14 protein-coding genes are annotated in these 16171 nt (G+C 42.5%); all 14 read left to right on the forward strand.

Features of this window, described 5'->3' with window-relative positions; genetic code table 11:
- Window positions 1-509, forward strand: a 509-nt coding sequence (mraZ, locus tag ABJG98_RS00060; RefSeq protein WP_348277405.1) for a division/cell wall cluster transcriptional repressor MraZ, incomplete at its 5' end; no start/stop codon positions are given.
- An 87-nt stretch (window positions 510-596) separates the two neighbouring features.
- Window positions 597-1529 (forward strand): 16S rRNA (cytosine(1402)-N(4))-methyltransferase RsmH, encoded by a 933-nt coding sequence (gene rsmH, locus ABJG98_RS00065; RefSeq protein ID WP_348277406.1) that lies wholly within the window; start codon window positions 597-599, stop codon window positions 1527-1529.
- A gap of 84 nt (window positions 1530-1613) precedes the next feature.
- Window positions 1614-1976 carry an FtsL-like putative cell division protein gene (locus ABJG98_RS00070; protein ID WP_348277407.1) on the forward strand — a complete coding sequence of 121 codons (363 nt, stop codon included), beginning with the start codon at window positions 1614-1616 and terminating at the stop codon, window positions 1974-1976.
- A 108-nt stretch (window positions 1977-2084) separates the two neighbouring features.
- Window positions 2085-4184, forward strand: a complete 2100-nt coding sequence (locus ABJG98_RS00075; protein WP_348277408.1) for a penicillin-binding protein — start codon at window positions 2085-2087, stop codon at window positions 4182-4184.
- Complete coding sequence (locus ABJG98_RS00080) at window positions 4184-5635, forward strand: UDP-N-acetylmuramoyl-L-alanyl-D-glutamate--2,6-diaminopimelate ligase (RefSeq protein WP_348277409.1); 1452 nt, start codon at window positions 4184-4186, stop codon at window positions 5633-5635. Before ABJG98_RS00075 ends, ABJG98_RS00080 begins: the two co-directional genes overlap by 1 nt.
- A gap of 4 nt (window positions 5636-5639) precedes the next feature.
- Complete coding sequence (mraY, locus tag ABJG98_RS00085; RefSeq protein ID WP_348277410.1) at window positions 5640-6815, forward strand: phospho-N-acetylmuramoyl-pentapeptide-transferase; 1176 nt, start codon at window positions 5640-5642, stop codon at window positions 6813-6815.
- Window positions 6815-7183, forward strand: a complete 369-nt coding sequence (locus ABJG98_RS00090) for a hypothetical protein (protein WP_348277411.1) — start codon at window positions 6815-6817, stop codon at window positions 7181-7183. The genes mraY and ABJG98_RS00090 overlap by 1 nt, the downstream gene beginning before the upstream one ends.
- Window positions 7183-8562 (forward strand): UDP-N-acetylmuramoyl-L-alanine--D-glutamate ligase, encoded by a 1380-nt coding sequence (gene murD, locus ABJG98_RS00095; protein WP_348277412.1) that lies wholly within the window; start codon window positions 7183-7185, stop codon window positions 8560-8562. The genes ABJG98_RS00090 and murD overlap by 1 nt, the downstream gene beginning before the upstream one ends.
- Window positions 8559-9710, forward strand: a complete 1152-nt coding sequence (locus ABJG98_RS00100; protein WP_348277413.1) for an FtsW/RodA/SpoVE family cell cycle protein — start codon at window positions 8559-8561, stop codon at window positions 9708-9710. Before murD ends, ABJG98_RS00100 begins: the two co-directional genes overlap by 4 nt.
- A 26-nt stretch (window positions 9711-9736) precedes the next feature.
- Window positions 9737-10816 carry an undecaprenyldiphospho-muramoylpentapeptide beta-N-acetylglucosaminyltransferase gene (gene murG, locus ABJG98_RS00105; RefSeq protein WP_348277414.1) on the forward strand — a complete coding sequence of 360 codons (1080 nt, stop codon included), beginning with the start codon at window positions 9737-9739 and terminating at the stop codon, window positions 10814-10816.
- Entirely contained in the window at window positions 10816-12246 is a 1431-nt protein-coding gene (murC, locus tag ABJG98_RS00110; protein WP_348277415.1) for a UDP-N-acetylmuramate--L-alanine ligase, read from the forward strand. The genes murG and murC overlap by 1 nt, the downstream gene beginning before the upstream one ends.
- Window positions 12197-12997: a cell division protein FtsQ gene (locus ABJG98_RS00115; protein WP_348277416.1), complete on the forward strand. Its 801-nt coding sequence runs from the start codon at window positions 12197-12199 to the stop codon at window positions 12995-12997. Before murC ends, ABJG98_RS00115 begins: the two co-directional genes overlap by 50 nt.
- Window positions 12998-13021: 24 nt before the next feature.
- Entirely contained in the window at window positions 13022-14317 is a 1296-nt protein-coding gene (ftsA, locus tag ABJG98_RS00120; protein ID WP_348277417.1) for a cell division protein FtsA, read from the forward strand.
- 73 nt (window positions 14318-14390) lie between these two features.
- Window positions 14391-15950 (forward strand): cell division protein FtsZ, encoded by a 1560-nt coding sequence (gene ftsZ / locus ABJG98_RS00125; protein ID WP_348277418.1) that lies wholly within the window; start codon window positions 14391-14393, stop codon window positions 15948-15950.
- Window positions 15951-16171: the final 221 nt, after the last annotated feature.

The following is a 16171-nucleotide window of genomic DNA, read 5'->3' on the forward strand; positions in this document are numbered from 1 at the left end:
AGTGGAGGAAAATAGGAAAAGTTGATTACATTTGTCTCGGTGGTTTATATTTTTCAAGGCTCAGTATGACGTTTTTTACAAGCGAGTATGAGTGTAAGTTGGATACTAAAGGAAGGTTGGTCTTGCCTGCAAAGATCAAGAACAACCTTCCGGAGGTCTCCACTGCAGAACTAGTAATTCGGAAGGGATTCGAGCCGAACCTAATCCTCTACCCAATGGTGGAGTATAAAAAAATACACCACAAGATCTCATCACTTAGTGAATTCAATCCTGAGCAGCGAAAGCTGAAAAGGAATTTTTTTAGAAGTATCGCCCAGGTGGAGTTGGATAGCGCAAGCAGGATACTGGTACCCAAGACGATGCTCGCTCATGCACAGATAGACAAAGAAGCAATTCTCATCGGCATGGGCAACTATATAGAAATGTGGAATCCGGAAGTATTCAATAAGCACCTCATCGAAGATGCAGACGAATACTCAGAGTTAGCACAGAAGTTCTTAGACGAATAAGCTTCAGTTTGGAATGAAAAAGTTGATTGTAGGTAAGGCTGAAAGTTGGAATGAAGCTAAAGCTCGTTATAAAAATGGTCAGAGACCATGAGTGAATATCACAACCCGGTTATGCTGAAAGAATGCATGGAAGGGCTGGATATAAAACCGGACGGAGTATATGTGGATGTGACCTTTGGAGGTGGCGGTCATAGCAAAGCAATACTCGAGCGATTGACAACCGGACACCTCATCGCTTTTGATCAGGATGCAGATGCTGAGAAAAATGCACAACAGCTTGTCGGACCGGACACTTCCGGAAAGTCGGGCAAACGTTCTTTTACATTTATTGAGTCAAATTTCAGATTCCTGAAAAAGTACCTCAAACTACATGGCATCACGGAAGTAGATGGCATACTGGCCGATTTGGGAGTTAGCTCCCATCAGTTCGATGAGCCAGCGCGTGGATTCACCATTCGGGCAGAAGGTGTGTTGGATATGCGCATGGATCAAGCCGCAACTAAAAGCGCCAGGGAAGTAGTAAATGAGTACGATGAACGAGATCTGATACATATTTTGAGTGCATATGGTGAAATTAGAAATGCACGAACCCTCGCAAGAGAGATTGTGAATTTCAGAATGAACCAACCCGTAGAGACCAATGAGCAGCTGAAAGCAATAGCGATGAAGAACGCTCCTAAAGGTCGGGATCTCAAATACCTCGCACAGGTCTTTCAGGCCATTCGCATTGAGGTAAATGAAGAACTGGAAGCACTGAAGGAATTTTTAATACAGGCTGGCGAAGTGCTAAAGGCAGAAGGCAGACTGGTGGTGATGAGTTATCACTCACTTGAAGACAGACCGGTTAAAAATTTCATCAATAAGGGAAACATTAAAGGGGTCGATGAAAAAGACTTTTATGGGAATCCAATCAGGGTCTTAGACCCGGTGAACCGAAAGCCTATCGTCCCTGAAGCGGCAGAAATAAAAGAAAACAGCAGAGCGAGAAGCGCTAAGCTGCGTATTGGCAGAAAGAGATAATAGTAGCTACGAGTTACGAGCTATGAGTTTCGAGATTCACTTGAGACTTTACTCGCAACTCGCAACTAAAAACTCGTAACTAGAATGAAAAACACCTACAAATTACCCCAAAGAGAAGAGCGAGGAGGCCTATTCCGTCTCATCAATCGCTTTCTACGCATGGACAGCTCCATGAGCGAGGTGATACACGTGCGTTTTCTTCCCCAAATTCTATTTCTGGCATTCTTATGTCTGCTATATATCGGCAACCGCCACTACGCGGAAAAGAAGGTTCGGGACATCAACCATCTGGAAACGGAAGTTGAAGACCTGCGAGCAGATTACACGACTCTGAAAGCGGATTTCATGTATGAAAGTAAGCAATCAGAGGTAGCAAAACGAGCTTCAGAGCTTGGTTTAAAAGAGAGCAAAGAGTCACCAGTATTAATCAGGGAAGTTGGAGAATAAGCAAGAGACATATCATTTCTATAAATCAATCATCAGGACTGATTCCCCCTTTGAAGGGGGGTGGGTTGGAAGTGCATGGATAAGGGGATGTAAAATACGTTTCTCAATATGAGCATTAAAAGAGACATAGTATTACGCGTTCGCGTCGCATTCATTCTCACCTTCTTGGTGGCAGGATTGGTCGTGTTTCGTATTGCTAAGATCCAATATGTAGAAGGAGAGGAATGGAGAAGCATGGGCGAGACACTTGGCGTTCAAGCCATGAATGTCAAAGCTACCCGTGGAAACATCTATGCCGATGATGGAAGTTTACTGGCTACCTCATTGCCATTCTATCGATTGGCGATAGATCCGTATTTGCCAACAAATGGCCTTTACAAAAACAACATTGATTCACTTACCTATTTATTAGCGCGCTATTATAAAGACCTAACGCCAACCCAATACAAGCGAAAAATTGATGATGCCCGCAAAAAGGGCAGACGCTACCTCACACTTAATAGGCAGGAAATTGGCTACCAGGATAAGAAACTCATGGAAAACTGGCCGCTCTTTAGGGAGGGCCGACTCAAAGGTGGTGTGCTCTTTGAAAAAGTAGAAAAACGCTTTCTGCCATTTTCACATTTGGGCATTCGCACAATCGGAAGTGTAAATGCAAACGATCGTGGAGTGGTAGGTTTGGAGTACAGTTTCAACAAGCAACTGGCGGGTGTTAATGGAAAAGGACTTTATCAGAAAATGGCTGGCGGAGGCTGGAAGCCGATCTATGATGGCACCGAAAGACGTCCGGTTGATGGCCTGGATATACAAACAACTATCAATGTAGATCTTCAGGATGTCACAGAATCAGCGCTGCTGAATGAATTGCAAAAGCACGACGCAGATTACGGAGTAGCCATTGTGATGGAAGTGAGCACTGGAGAAATCAAAGCCATTTCTAATTTGAGTAGAAATAGTGAAGGAGACTATTACGAAAGATACAATTACGCAGTAGGTAGTCAGGGTTCGCGCGAGCCGGGTTCCACTTTCAAGCTGGCGAGTATGATTGCCTTATTGGAAGAGACAGATATCAAGCTCACTGATTCCATCGATACCGGAGATGGTAAGTTGGAATTTTTTGATAAAACCATGCGCGATCACAAGCCTGGTGGCTTTGGTAAACTGACAATTCAGGAAGTCTTTGAAAAATCTTCCAACATCGGAGTAGCAAAGATGGTGTCGCACTACTTTGGAAACGAACCAGAGAAATACATTAATTACTTGAAGCGCATGAACCTCCATCAACCTCTTGATTTTCAAATGGTAGGTGAGGGAAAGCCTTACATTAAAGACCCATCAGATAGTACCTGGAGTGGAGTAAGTCTGCCATGGATGTCTCACGGCTATGAGTTGAAAATGACACCTCTTCAGATGCTGACATTATACAATGCAGTAGCCAACAATGGGAAGATGGTGAAGCCAATGATTGTGAAAGGAGTGATGAAGGCCGACCGTATGGTCGAGGAATTTGATACTGAGGTAATCAATGCGCGAATCGCTTCGAAAGAAACACTGGTGCAACTAAGATTGATGATGGAGGGAGTCGTAGAACGAGGCACAGCGAAAAATATCAACCACAGTCATTACAAAATTGCTGGTAAGACAGGAACTGCTAAGAAGGTGAGAAATGGACGATACGTAAAGGAATACTACACCTCATTCGCGGGATACTTTCCAGCAGAGGCGCCAAGATATAGCTGTATCGTAGTGATTGACAATCCAAAAGGTTTCCAAATCTATGGAAGTGATGTGTCTGCTCCGGTCTTTAAGGAAATCGCTGATAAAATCTACTCTCTGGAGTTGGATATGCATGAAATAGGCACCCAAGAGCGAACATATGTTACTGGCGTCTTCCCTTATATAAAGGCGGGTAAGCGAGATGAATTAACCATGATCTGCAACGAGTTAGGCATTTCTAACCATGCCAGGTCAGATGCCGAATGGGTGAAAACGTCAGTCATCAATGATGCAGTGTATTGGAAAGGTAACAACATTAAATACGAGGTGGTGCCAGACGTTAGAGGCATGACTTTACGTGATGCGATCTATGTTTTAGAAAACCTTGGATTAGAGGTTAAGGTGAATGGAAGAGGTCGTGTGGCTACTCAATCTCTGACTCCAGGTGGAAGAATTTCCAAAGGTGCAACCATTAAACTCCAGATGAGCTGATGCAGACGCTGAAAGACATATTGTTTGGAGTTTCACTCAGATCACTCACGGGAAATCGAGAGGAGAAGATCACTGGTGTAACCTTTGATTCCCGCATGGTGAAAAAAGGCTTCCTTTTTGTTGCTGTGCAAGGCTTGACCGTAGATGGTCATGATTTTATAGATAATGCGATAAAGAAGGGTGCAAAAGTGATTGTTTGCGAGCAATTACAAGAAGATCTTGATAAAGACATTACAGTCGTTCAAACCGATGATTCCGCAGAAGCTTTGGGCATAGTCGCTTCCAATTTCTATGGACGACCATCAGAAAAACTTAGGCTCATCGGAATAACGGGTACAAATGGAAAGACCACTTGTGCCACATTATTATTTGAGCTTTTCCAAAACCTGGGCTACACGGTGGGCTTACTTTCTACTGTAGAAAACAAGATTAACCAAGAGGTCTTATCTGCCAGCTTTACAACTCCAGATGCAGTTCAACTCAATGCACTTTTAGCCGATATGGTTGAAGGTGGATGTACGCACTGCTTTATGGAAGTAAGCTCCCATGCTCTGGTACAGCAGCGAGTTGCAGGAATCCATTTCACAGGTGGTGTTTTCACCAACATCTCTCATGACCACCTGGATTACCACAAAACTTTTGACGAATATATCGCTGCAAAGAAATTATTGTTCGACGGACTTTCATCAGACTCATTCGCTCTTGTCAATGTAGATGATAAGCGGGGTGCGGTGATGATGCAAAATACAAAGGCCAATAAATTCAGATTGGCTATACGATCCATGGCCGACTTTAAGGTCAGAATCATTCACAACACATTGCAAGGATTGGAGCTCAACTTTGATGGAGTAGATGTGTGGTTTAAGCTAATCGGTCAGTTCAACGCTTACAATCTACTCACAGCTTATGCAGTAGCAGTGCTTCTGGATGAAGAAAAGGAAGATATACTAAGTGCGCTTTCAACTACTTCTGGAGCCAGCGGTCGATTTGAGAAAGTAGAGAATAATTCTAATGTGATGGCTATTGTGGATTATGCACACACGCCTGATGCATTGGAAAATGTACTGAAGACCATCGATGAGCTCAGAACTAAAAATGAAATGCTTGTTACCGTAGTTGGTTGTGGCGGTGATCGTGACAAAACGAAGCGTCCAATGATGGCAGATATCGCGTCACGTTTTAGTGACAAGATCATTTTAACATCAGACAATCCCAGATCAGAAGATCCAAAACTGATTTTGGAAGATATGAAAGCGGGAATTCCTAAATCAAAGGAGCGAAACGTAATGGTGATTGAAGATCGAAAAGAGGCTATACGAACAGCCTGCAATTTGGTCAATGACCAGGACATCATATTAGTCGCTGGAAAAGGACATGAGAGTTATCAGGAAATAAATGGAAAGCGACATCATTTTGATGATCGTGAAATACTAGGAGAATTATTGAACTAGAGTAATGCTGAATTATTTATTTGAATATCTGAATCAAATGGACTTCCCGGGAGCGGGACTGTTTCAGTATATCTCGTTCCGTGCAGGAATGGCAGCTTTGCTCTCCTTGCTGATCACTATCACATTTGGTAAACGATTGATCAGTATGCTTCATCGGTATCAGCTCGGTGAGTCTATTCGCGACCTGGGACTGGACGGACAAATGGAGAAAAAAGGTACTCCGACTATGGGAGGTATTATCATCATTTCTGGCATAGTTATCCCAACGCTACTCTTTGCCGATATAACCAATATCTACATCATTCTTTTGATCGTTTCTGCTCTTTGGATGGGTTCCATTGGCTTCCTTGATGACTATTTGAAAGTAAAAAAACAGAACAAAGACGGTCTCAGAGGGAAGTTCAAAGTGATAGGTCAAATTGGTTTAGGCTTATTGGTTGGTTTGGTGATGGTTTTTCATGAAGATATTGTGGTAAGAGACTTCTCTGGTGAAGCTTTCAAAGATGAGAACTCGCTGCTCACAACCATCCCATTTGTAGCCAACAATGAATTTCAGTATGATTGGTTACTACCCGATTTTCTGACTGATTATGCATGGGTACTTTACGTATTTGTAGTGATTTTCATTGTTACAGCGGTATCCAATGGGGCAAACATCACAGATGGTCTTGATGGCCTGGCAGCAGGAACATGCGCGATTATTGGACTTACATTGGCAGTATTAGCCTATCTATCTGGTAATGCCATTTTTGCCGACTACCTAAATATTATGTTTATCCCCAACTCTGGTGAGTTGGTGATCTTTTGTACCGCTTTTGTTGGAGCTTGTATAGGCTTCCTGTGGTACAATGCCTTCCCGGCACAGGTATTTATGGGAGATACGGGTAGCCTATCTCTGGGAGGAATCATTGCTGTCCTTGCTTTCGTCATCAGAAAAGAATTTTTAATTCCGATCCTATGTGGAATCATAGTTATAGAAAACTTATCAGTAATCGTTCAGGTGGCTTATTTCAAGTACACCAAAAAGAAATATGGTGAGGGAAGAAGAGTACTATTAATGTCTCCTCTTCATCACCACTACCAAAAAAAGGGAATTCATGAAGCCAAGATCGTAGGCAGATTCTGGATCGTGGGAATTCTCTTAGCCATTTTCACACTTGCAACTCTAAAAATCAGGTAATGACAGTAACAGAAATTCATGAATTAAACGAAAAATTTCAGAAAAGCGCAGTACAGCTTTCTGAGCTTATTCCTTCTGGCTCCTTAGTACAAGCCACCTCTATGTTGATTAGATGTGCTCGCAAAATTGATGATCAATTTTCGAAGCTATTATCAGCCAATACAGAAATGAAGTTTGGTCAGATTATGGGCACCCTGGAAGATGAAACAGATGAAGTATTGTTCATTCTAGATCAATTGGAGATTGCAAATAAGAAACAACAAATCAGCTTGATAAACGACTTCCTGAAGGACGGTTATGATCTGATAGCATTGTACTCAAAATGCTTTGATTACATCATTGATAAAAAGGTAAAAGAAGAAGAATAATGAATGAACGCATAGTCATATTAGGCGGTGGTGAGAGCGGCGTAGGTGCAGCTCTACTTGCTCAGCAAAAGGGCTATGAAGTATTCTTGTCTGATGGTGCAAGCCTGGCTCCTGAGCGCAAAAGAGTGCTTAAAACACAGCGAATTGATTTTGAAGAGGGAGGACATTCCGAGGAGCTCATCATGAATGCTACATTGATAGTGAAAAGTCCAGGCATTCCTGATTCAGCGCCATTAATACAGCAGTTAGTTGCAAAAGACATTCCTGTCATTTCTGAAATAGAGTTTGCCTACAGATTCATAGATAAGTCCAAGGTGATAGCTATTACAGGTACGAATGGAAAGACCACTACTTCGCTTTTGACTTATCACTTGTTAAAAACAGCAGGTTACAAAGTAGCGCTTGGTGGAAATGTGGGCAGAAGCCTGGCTGGACTGGTAGCCGAAGGCGAATTCCACTATTATGTGGTTGAAGTAAGTAGCTTTCAGCTAGATGGAATTGCCAATTTCAGACCAGATGTGGCTGTGTTGCTCAATATCACGCCTGATCACCTGGATAGATATGACTATAACTTCAATAAGTACGTCACATCCAAGTTTAGAATCATTGAAAATTTAACGAACGAACACGCATTCATTTACTGTGCGGATTCTGAGCCGGTATCGGAAGAAATAAGTCGCAGAAAGATTGAAGCGACCATGTTTGCCATGACAACTTCAAACAATGATAAGCTCAGTGCATACCTAAAAGATGAGCATCTGATATTTAATTATCAGTTCAAAAAAGATGAAAGACATTACCAGATTCCACTTTCGGAAATCTCATTGATTGGAAAACACAACATGGTCAATAGCATGGCTGCTGTGCTAAGTGCACTATGCATGGAAGTGCCGATTGAAAAGGTATTAAAAGGGCTAAAGAATTTTAAAAATGCACCACATAGACTAGAGTTTGTCAAAGAAATAGATGGTGTCGCTTACATCAATGACTCGAAGGCGACCAACGTGGATTCTGTTTATTACGCGCTTGATGGCGTGAAGGGAAACATCATATGGATTGCTGGAGGTATAGACAAAGGCAATGATTACGCTCAGTTAGATGAGTTAGTACATGATAAGGTCAAAGCACTTATATGCATGGGAAAAGATAATCAGGCATTGACTGGATATTTTGGGTCAAAGATCGATCAAATCACAGAGGTTGATAGTGCGAAGAAGGCAGTAGAAAAAGCTCAGGAATGGGCGGAAGAAGGCGATGTAGTTTTACTATCTCCGGCATGCGCCAGCTTTGATCTATTTAATAACTATGAAGACAGGGGCGATAAGTTCAAACGGGCAATAAGCAAGCTGAGTAAGAAATTAAAATTGAAAGAGGCATGAACGAAATAAAAAATTGGGCATATCGAAACCTGAAAGGTGACCCGGTAATCTGGTTCATCGTTCTCATTCTTTCGCTATTTAGTATACTGGTGGTATATAGCGCCACCGGAAGTCTTGCTTACAAGATGATGGATGGCAACACCGAGTACTACCTGATCAAGCATTCCATTCTTGTGATTGTAAGTTTAGGTGCGATTTGGCTGGCTCATCGAATCGATTATCGATACTATTCCAAAATATCAAAGTTGGTTTTATGGCTATGTGTTCCATTGTTGATATTCACATGGGCATTTGGAACCAATATCAACGAGGCTTCTCGATGGTTAACAATCCCTGTAATTAATCAGGCATTCCAGCCATCAGATCTTGCGAAACTGGCATTACTTGTCACCTTGGCCAGTATGCTGGCTAAACGTCAAAATTCCATTGAAGACTTCCAAAAAGCGATCGTGCCCATGCTATTCTGGATAGGTTTGATTTGTGGATTAATCGCATTGACCAATTTCTCGTCGGCTATCCTGCTATTCCTGACGTGTATGTTGGTGCTATTCATCGGACGCGTACCAATGAAGTATCTGGCAATGTTGGTTGTGATATGTGCCTCGTTTGGATCAGTAGCATTTATGATAGGCCAGCGTGGCGGCACGGCCATTTCACGGGTCGAAGACTTTATCAATAACGATACCCCATATCAGGCAAAACAAGCATATATCGCAATTGCGTCAGGTGGCGTAATTGGAAAAGGCCCTGGACAAAGTGATCAAAGAAACTTCTTGCCACATCCTTATTCTGACTTCATCTATGCTATCATTTTGGAAGAGTATGGGCTGATTGGCGGGATCACAATTTTATTTTTATACCTCGCATTGCTTTATCGAGGCATGAAAGCAGCAGAGGACAATGATCGGGCATACGGAGGATTACTATCCGCAGGGCTCAGTTTTGCGCTAGTCATACAAGCGCTCGTGAATATGGGTGTAGCAGTAGGTTTAGGCCCAGTTACGGGATTGACACTTCCATTCATAAGTATGGGAGGTACCTCACAGCTTTTTGCTGGTTTAGCGCTTGGAATCATCTTAAGCGTGAGTAGGGGAGAGATTGATCAGTTTGGAAATACAATTGGTAACCAATATAAAGAAGCAGCGTAATCGAGCAGGAACGAACATATCGGATAATGATTAGCGGTGGAGGCACAGGAGGTCACATCTATCCTGCTATTTCAATTGCACAAGCGTTGAAGGACACACTTCAACACGTGGAAATTCTATTTGTAGGTGCAAAAGGAAAGATGGAGATGGATAAAGTTCCGGCTGCCGGCTTTGAAATTGAAGGGCTTTGGATCAGTGGAATTCAGCGCAAAATCACTGCAGGAAATCTGATGTTTCCATTCAAACTGGTATCCAGCATTGTTAAATCCTACGGTTTACTCAAGAAATTCAGGCCTGATGTGGTGGTAGGTGTAGGTGGGTACGCTAGTGGTCCATTGCTTTATGCAGCTACTAAGAAAGGAGTTCCAACCCTTATTCAAGAGCAAAATTCATACGCAGGACTTACCAATAAATGGCTAGCAAAAAAAGTAAATAAGATATGTGTAGCTCACGATGGTATGGAGAAATACTTCCCTGCTGATAAGCTCGTGGTGACTGGAAATCCAGTACGGAAAACAATCAAACTAAATCAGAACCGAAGAGGCGAAGCATTTAAGTATTTTGAACTTGATGCCGCCAAACCTACACTCTTAGTAATAGGCGGAAGTTTAGGAGCAAGGACACTAAATGAAAGCATTATCACTGGTCTGGAGAAATTGAAAAAAGAAGGCATTCAGCTGATCTGGCAATGCGGAGGATTTTATCACGAAGAGATGAAGGAGCGTGCAGAAGGCAAGGGAGGAAAGGTAATTTTGAAAGACTTTATATTTCAAATGGATTTCGCCTATGCATGTGCAAATGTGGTAATATCAAGAGCCGGCGCACTTTCTATCGCCGAGCTGATGCTCACAGGGAAGCCTTCCATTCTGGTACCTTCTCCTAATGTCGCGGAGGATCATCAAACCATCAATGCACAAGCGTTGGTAGATAATGATGCAGCTGAAATGGTAAAGGATGGAGTGGCAATGGAAAGACTTGTGGACGAAGCGATCAAACTATTAAACGACAAAAAAAAACAAGCAAAGCTTTCAAAAAGTATACATGCAATGGCGCACGAAAATGCTGCCGTTGACATTGCAAATGAAGTAATTAAACTCATAGCCTAATGGAATTAAAAGAAGTAAATAGCGTCTATTTTATCGGTATCGGTGGTATTGGTATGAGTGCGTTGGCTCGCTGGTTCCATGCGAAGAAAATGCCAGTAGCAGGCTATGATAAGACTGAATCCGATCTGACAAAGCAGTTGGTAGAAGAGGGGATGGAAATTCACTATCAGGATCAACTGGATCTAATACCGGATTCCTTTCTGGAAAAAGAAGGAACACTGGTGGTGTATACTCCAGCCATCCCTGCTGATCACATGGAATTGAATTACTTCCGCGATAATGGATTCGAGGTGAAGAAACGATCTGAAGTACTTGGTATGATCACAGCAAACCATTTCACTATAGCTGTTGCAGGTACTCACGGAAAAACCACTACTACTTCTATGATCGCTCACCTTTTGAGCGTATCGAGGAAAGGTTGTTCGGCATTTGTAGGAGGCATCATGACCAATACAGGTACCAATCTCATGATTGGAGATTCCAATGCACCGGTAGTGGTAGAAGCGGATGAATACGACCGCTCATTTATGCAATTAAATCCGAACTATATCATCATCACCTCACTAGATCCGGATCACCTCGATATCTATGGGGACGAAACAGCAATGCTTGATACCTACGAAGAGTTTGTGAAGAAGACACCTAAAGACGGAAAAGTCTTGATGTACTCGGAAGCAGGATTTAAAATCAACCCTGGTAACAAATACACCTCATACGCGATTCGGAACGGTGATGCAGTGGCGGATGCACTCCGAATTGTGAATGGAGCTTTCGTATTCACTTATAGGTATGGCATGGAGAAAATTTCTGACGTTTATGTGGAAGTTCCTGGCTATCACAATGTTGAAAATGCACTTGCTGCAATTACAGTTGCATTGGATATGGGGATGGAGGGTAAAGAGATTCGTAAGCGCATGAAGACTTATTCTGGCGTAAAACGAAGGTTTGAATACGTATACAGAAGCCCACATATTACTTTGATTGATGATTATGCGCATCACCCCGAAGAGATTAAGGCCTTTTTGAAGTCTGTACGATCATTGTCTGGAAAACGAAAGATAACCGCAATTTTTCAACCACATCTGTATTCACGGACAAGGGATTTTAAAGCGGCATTTGCAGAAGCTTTAGACAAAGCAGACGAAATTATACTATTGGATATCTATCCAGCTCGTGAAGAACCCATTGAAGGAATTACTTCGAAATCCATCTTCGAATTGATGGAAAATGAGAAAAAAGTAATGGTTTCCAAAGAGAATTTGTACGACGAGCTGGACAAGCACAACCTGGATATTGTACTGACTATTGGAGCCGGTGATATTGATCGTGAGGTTCCCAAGATTACTAAATACCTCAAGAATAGGTTTGAACCTAAACTTGATGAAGATTCTGAGTCTGAAGAAAATTCTAAAGCCAACGAAGATGAGTAAGGAAGAGAAGAAAAATATGCTGATCTACTCGTTTAGTGGTTTGCTTCTACTAAGCCTAATCACCTTTGCTGGAGTAAAGAACAATGGTCGCGTTATCGATAAAGTGAAAGTAGAAATCCTCGAGCATGATGGAATCTTCTTCACTGATCAGCTCGAAGTTGTAGATCTGATGACAGATAAAAGTGCGGATTACGTGATTGGTGTAGAGATGGGAAATTTGGAACCAAAGATCTTAGAGGAACGCGTGGAGGCCAATCCGTTTGTTAAGGATGCACAGGTATATAGAGACCTAAAAGGAAATCTTCAGGTCAAAGTGAAGCAAAGCAAACCAATCGCACGCTTATTCATCGATGGCATGAATGATAGATACATCGATTCTGATGGTAGAGTCTTACCAGTCAATGCAAAGCATACAGCTCGCGTACCGCTAATGGAGACAGACTTTGAGTTTGGTTGGGAGAAAAATCTGAATGAGAGTAAGTATGGCACTCAAGTATTTGAACTATTGAAATACATCGAAAAGGATGCATTCTGGAAAGCACAGATAGCGCATATCTTCATTAAGAAGGATGGAGAGATAGAAATCTACCCACAAGTGACCAAGCAAGTTATAACGTTTGGAATGCCAGTGGATTTAGATAGTAAGTTTTCAAAACTGATGACTTTCTACAAAGAGATATTACCCAAAAAGGGATGGAACACTTACGACAGAGTAAATCTGAAGTTTGAAAATCAAATTATTTGCGAATAGTAATCACCACGAAATAAAGAAATTATGGAAGACAAAATCATCGTAGGATTAGACATAGGCACCACAAAGATTTGTGCCATTGTAGGTAAGAAAAATGAATACGGAAAGCTCGAAATTTTGGGCATGGGCAAGGCTGTGTCCGACGGTGTGATCCGTGGAATCGTAACAAACATTGACAAGACTGTCAGGGCCATTGAAAAGGCGATAGCGGAAGCTAGTGAGCAGTCTGGAATTGATATTGGTGTTGTCAATGTGGGTATAGCGGGTCAGCACATCAAGAGTGCTGTCCACCATGGTGGGATTACACGCGAAGACGCTGAAGGTGAAATAACGATTGAGGATCTGACCAGATTGAATAGTGATATGCATCGCATTGTCACGCCTCCAGGTAGCGAAATCATTCATGTGATGCCTCAGGATTATATCGTGGATTACGAAGATGGCATCATGGATCCGGTAGGAATGACGGGTGTGAAGCTAGAAGCCGACTTCCATATTATAACTGCACAGACCAATGCAATCAACAACATAAACAAGTGTGTGAAGAAAGCTGGGCTCCAGATTGAGAATCTCATTTTGGAACCACTCGCGTCCAGCTTATCTGTTCTCAGCGACGAAGAAAAAGAAGCAGGAGTTTGTTTGGTGGACATAGGCGGCGGCACCACGGATGTGGCCGTATTCTATGACAACATCATCCGACATACAGCTGTGATTCCTTTTGGTGGGAATATCATCACCTCTGACATCAAACAAGGATGCATGGTGATGGAGCATCAGGCAGAACTACTCAAAACTAAGTTTGGTAAAGCCATTTCGGAAGAAGCAAGTCCAAATGAAATAGTCTCAATTCCAGGATTAAGAAACAGACCTCCAAAAGAAATCTCTATTAAAAACCTGGCGCATATCATAGAAGCCAGAATGGAAGAGATCATTGAGCTGGTACATACCGAGATCATTAGCTCTGGCTATAACAAGAAGCTAGCGGCAGGTATCGTGGTGACAGGTGGTGGATCGCAGTTGACCAATTTGAGTCAGCTGTTTGAATACATGACCGGACTGGACGCACGCATCGGTTATCCAAACGAGCACCTGGGAAGAAGTAAAGTAGATGCAGCGAAGAGCCCAATGTTCGCGACCACCGTAGGTCTGGTACTATCTGGTTTCAAAGCATTAGATATTCGCCAGGCAAGGTATTCGGAAGCCCCATCTATGAAAGGGGACGGAAAGAAAAAAATGAAACAAGGCAACAAGTTCTTTTCCAACATTTTGGAGAAAACCAAAGGCCTTTTAATCGATGATTTTGATGATAAAATAAACTAGTTGCAAGTCCCAAGCTATAAGCTTCAAGTTCAACCTTGAAACTTGCTCCTTGACACTTAAAACTTTTACAATTATGGCAGAAAATATGTATCAATTCGACTTACCGTCACATCACAAATCCATCATCAAGGTGGTAGGTGTTGGAGGTGGCGGAAGCAACGCTGTTAATCACATGTACAGCCTGGGGATCCGGGACGTAGAATTTGTGGTTTGTAACACCGACCATCAGGCGCTGGAAAGCAGCGCGGTACCAAACAGGCTTCAGATAGGAAACAATCTGACAAGCGGTTTAGGAGCAGGGGCAAACCCTGAAAGAGGCAAGAATGCCGCGATAGAAAGCAAAGAAGAAATTCGTGACCTACTCTCGCAAGACACGAAAATGGTCTTCATCACTGCAGGAATGGGAGGAGGTACCGGTACGGGTGCTGCTCCGGTAATTGCGCAGGTAGCAAGTGAGCTGGATATCCTGACTGTAGGAATTGTGACAGCACCTTTTGCTTTTGAAGGAAAGAAAAAAATGAAGGCAGCTGAGGAAGGAATCAAAGAACTGAAGAAGTATTGCGATACCGTACTTGTGATCATGAACGATAAACTTCGTGAGATCTACGGCAATCTTTCCATAAGTGAGGCATTTGCTGAAGCCGATAACGTATTGACCACTGCGGCCAAAGGAATCGCGGAGATCATAACTGTACCTGGATATGTAAACGTCGATTTTGAAGATGTGAAAACAGTGATGAAAGGAGCAGGCCCGGCAGTGATGGGATCATCTAAAACAATTGGTGACAACAGAGCACGTAGAGCAGCTGAAGAGGCGCTCAACTCTCCACTATTGAATCAGCAGGATATTTATGGTGCTGAGAAGATTCTTCTTTCCATCATTTCGGGTGAGGAAGCGGAACTTCAAATGGATGAGCTTACAGATATCACAGATTACATTCAGGAGTATGCGGGTGATAATGCTGAAGTAATTTTTGGTCACGGCGTGGATGGTAGTTTAGGTGAAAACATTCGGGTCACGGTCATCGCAACCGGATTTGGAAAAGTAGCAGAAGATGGTGAGTACATCTCTAAAGAGGAGGAAGCTCGCAGATTTGATCTGAACTCTCAACGGGAAATCGATGAAAACAAGCAGGTAGGAAATACTTCAGACTTCATGTTTGAGATCGAAGATACCAAAGACAAAGAAGGTGTTGAAGATTGGAACTATGAGTTTAGCTCATTGAAAGATGAGATAAAACGAGAAGTAGAAGAAGAGGAGCAACGCCACAAACGACCATCCGATCAGTCGTCTTTTGAATTCGATTTTACGAGTGGCTTTGATAAAGAGTATGAAGAAGACGTTCATGAAGAGGAGGTAAATATCGAAGATGCCTTTGATGCTTCACCAAGTTCTAAGCAAGTACGATTGGCACAGGAACGAGCAGAGCGTGAAGCAATGTTCACGAGTAAGAAGTTTGAAATGGAAACGGAGGAATTCAAGGAGCGACTGGATGTTCCGGCATACGAGCGCAAGCAAGTAAAACTCCAAAATGTTCCTCACTCTTCCGAGCGAAACATTTCGAAATTCAACCTGAATGAGGAAAATCAAATTTTAGGAAACAATAAATTCTTGCACGATAATGTGGATTAAAATCTGAAAGATTTTAATCCATCCCTCGTGAATTGAGGGATATGTTTCCAGCATCATGAGTTGATGATTGGGAATCTAAAAAAATGGTTAACGTAGGTGTTAGTCATACACGTGCCGGACGTGATCCGGTATTCTGCCAAGAATAAGCCCCGGCCAAGGTCGGGGCTTGATTGTTTAAAATAGGTAATTAAATAGCGTGAGGGGTGTTCTGTGAGATTGAT

Source organism: Ekhidna sp. (assembly GCF_039960695.1).
Lineage (GTDB): Bacteria > Bacteroidota > Bacteroidia > Cytophagales > Cyclobacteriaceae > Ekhidna.

Excerpts from the sequence above, each read along its gene's own strand:
- mraY (WP_348277410.1), top strand. The coding sequence starts at position 5,640 with ATGCTGAATTATTTATTTGAATATCTGAATCAAATGGACTTCCCGGGA.
- ABJG98_RS00070 (WP_348277407.1), top strand. The coding sequence starts at position 1,614 with ATGAAAAACACCTACAAATTACCCCAAAGAGAAGAGCGAGGAGGCCTA.
- rsmH (WP_348277406.1), top strand. The coding sequence starts at position 597 with ATGAGTGAATATCACAACCCGGTTATGCTGAAAGAATGCATGGAAGGG.
- ftsZ (WP_348277418.1), top strand. The coding sequence starts at position 14,391 with ATGGCAGAAAATATGTATCAATTCGACTTACCGTCACATCACAAATCC.
- ABJG98_RS00100 (WP_348277413.1), top strand. The coding sequence starts at position 8,559 with ATGAACGAAATAAAAAATTGGGCATATCGAAACCTGAAAGGTGACCCG.
- ABJG98_RS00115 (WP_348277416.1), top strand. The coding sequence starts at position 12,197 with ATGAAGATTCTGAGTCTGAAGAAAATTCTAAAGCCAACGAAGATGAGT.
- ABJG98_RS00080 (WP_348277409.1), top strand. The coding sequence starts at position 4,184 with ATGCAGACGCTGAAAGACATATTGTTTGGAGTTTCACTCAGATCACTC.
- ftsA (WP_348277417.1), top strand. The coding sequence starts at position 13,022 with ATGGAAGACAAAATCATCGTAGGATTAGACATAGGCACCACAAAGATT.
- murC (WP_348277415.1), top strand. The coding sequence starts at position 10,816 with ATGGAATTAAAAGAAGTAAATAGCGTCTATTTTATCGGTATCGGTGGT.
- ABJG98_RS00090 (WP_348277411.1), top strand. The coding sequence starts at position 6,815 with ATGACAGTAACAGAAATTCATGAATTAAACGAAAAATTTCAGAAAAGC.
- murD (WP_348277412.1), top strand. The coding sequence starts at position 7,183 with ATGAATGAACGCATAGTCATATTAGGCGGTGGTGAGAGCGGCGTAGGT.
- ABJG98_RS00075 (WP_348277408.1), top strand. The coding sequence starts at position 2,085 with ATGAGCATTAAAAGAGACATAGTATTACGCGTTCGCGTCGCATTCATT.
- murG (WP_348277414.1), top strand. The coding sequence starts at position 9,737 with ATGATTAGCGGTGGAGGCACAGGAGGTCACATCTATCCTGCTATTTCA.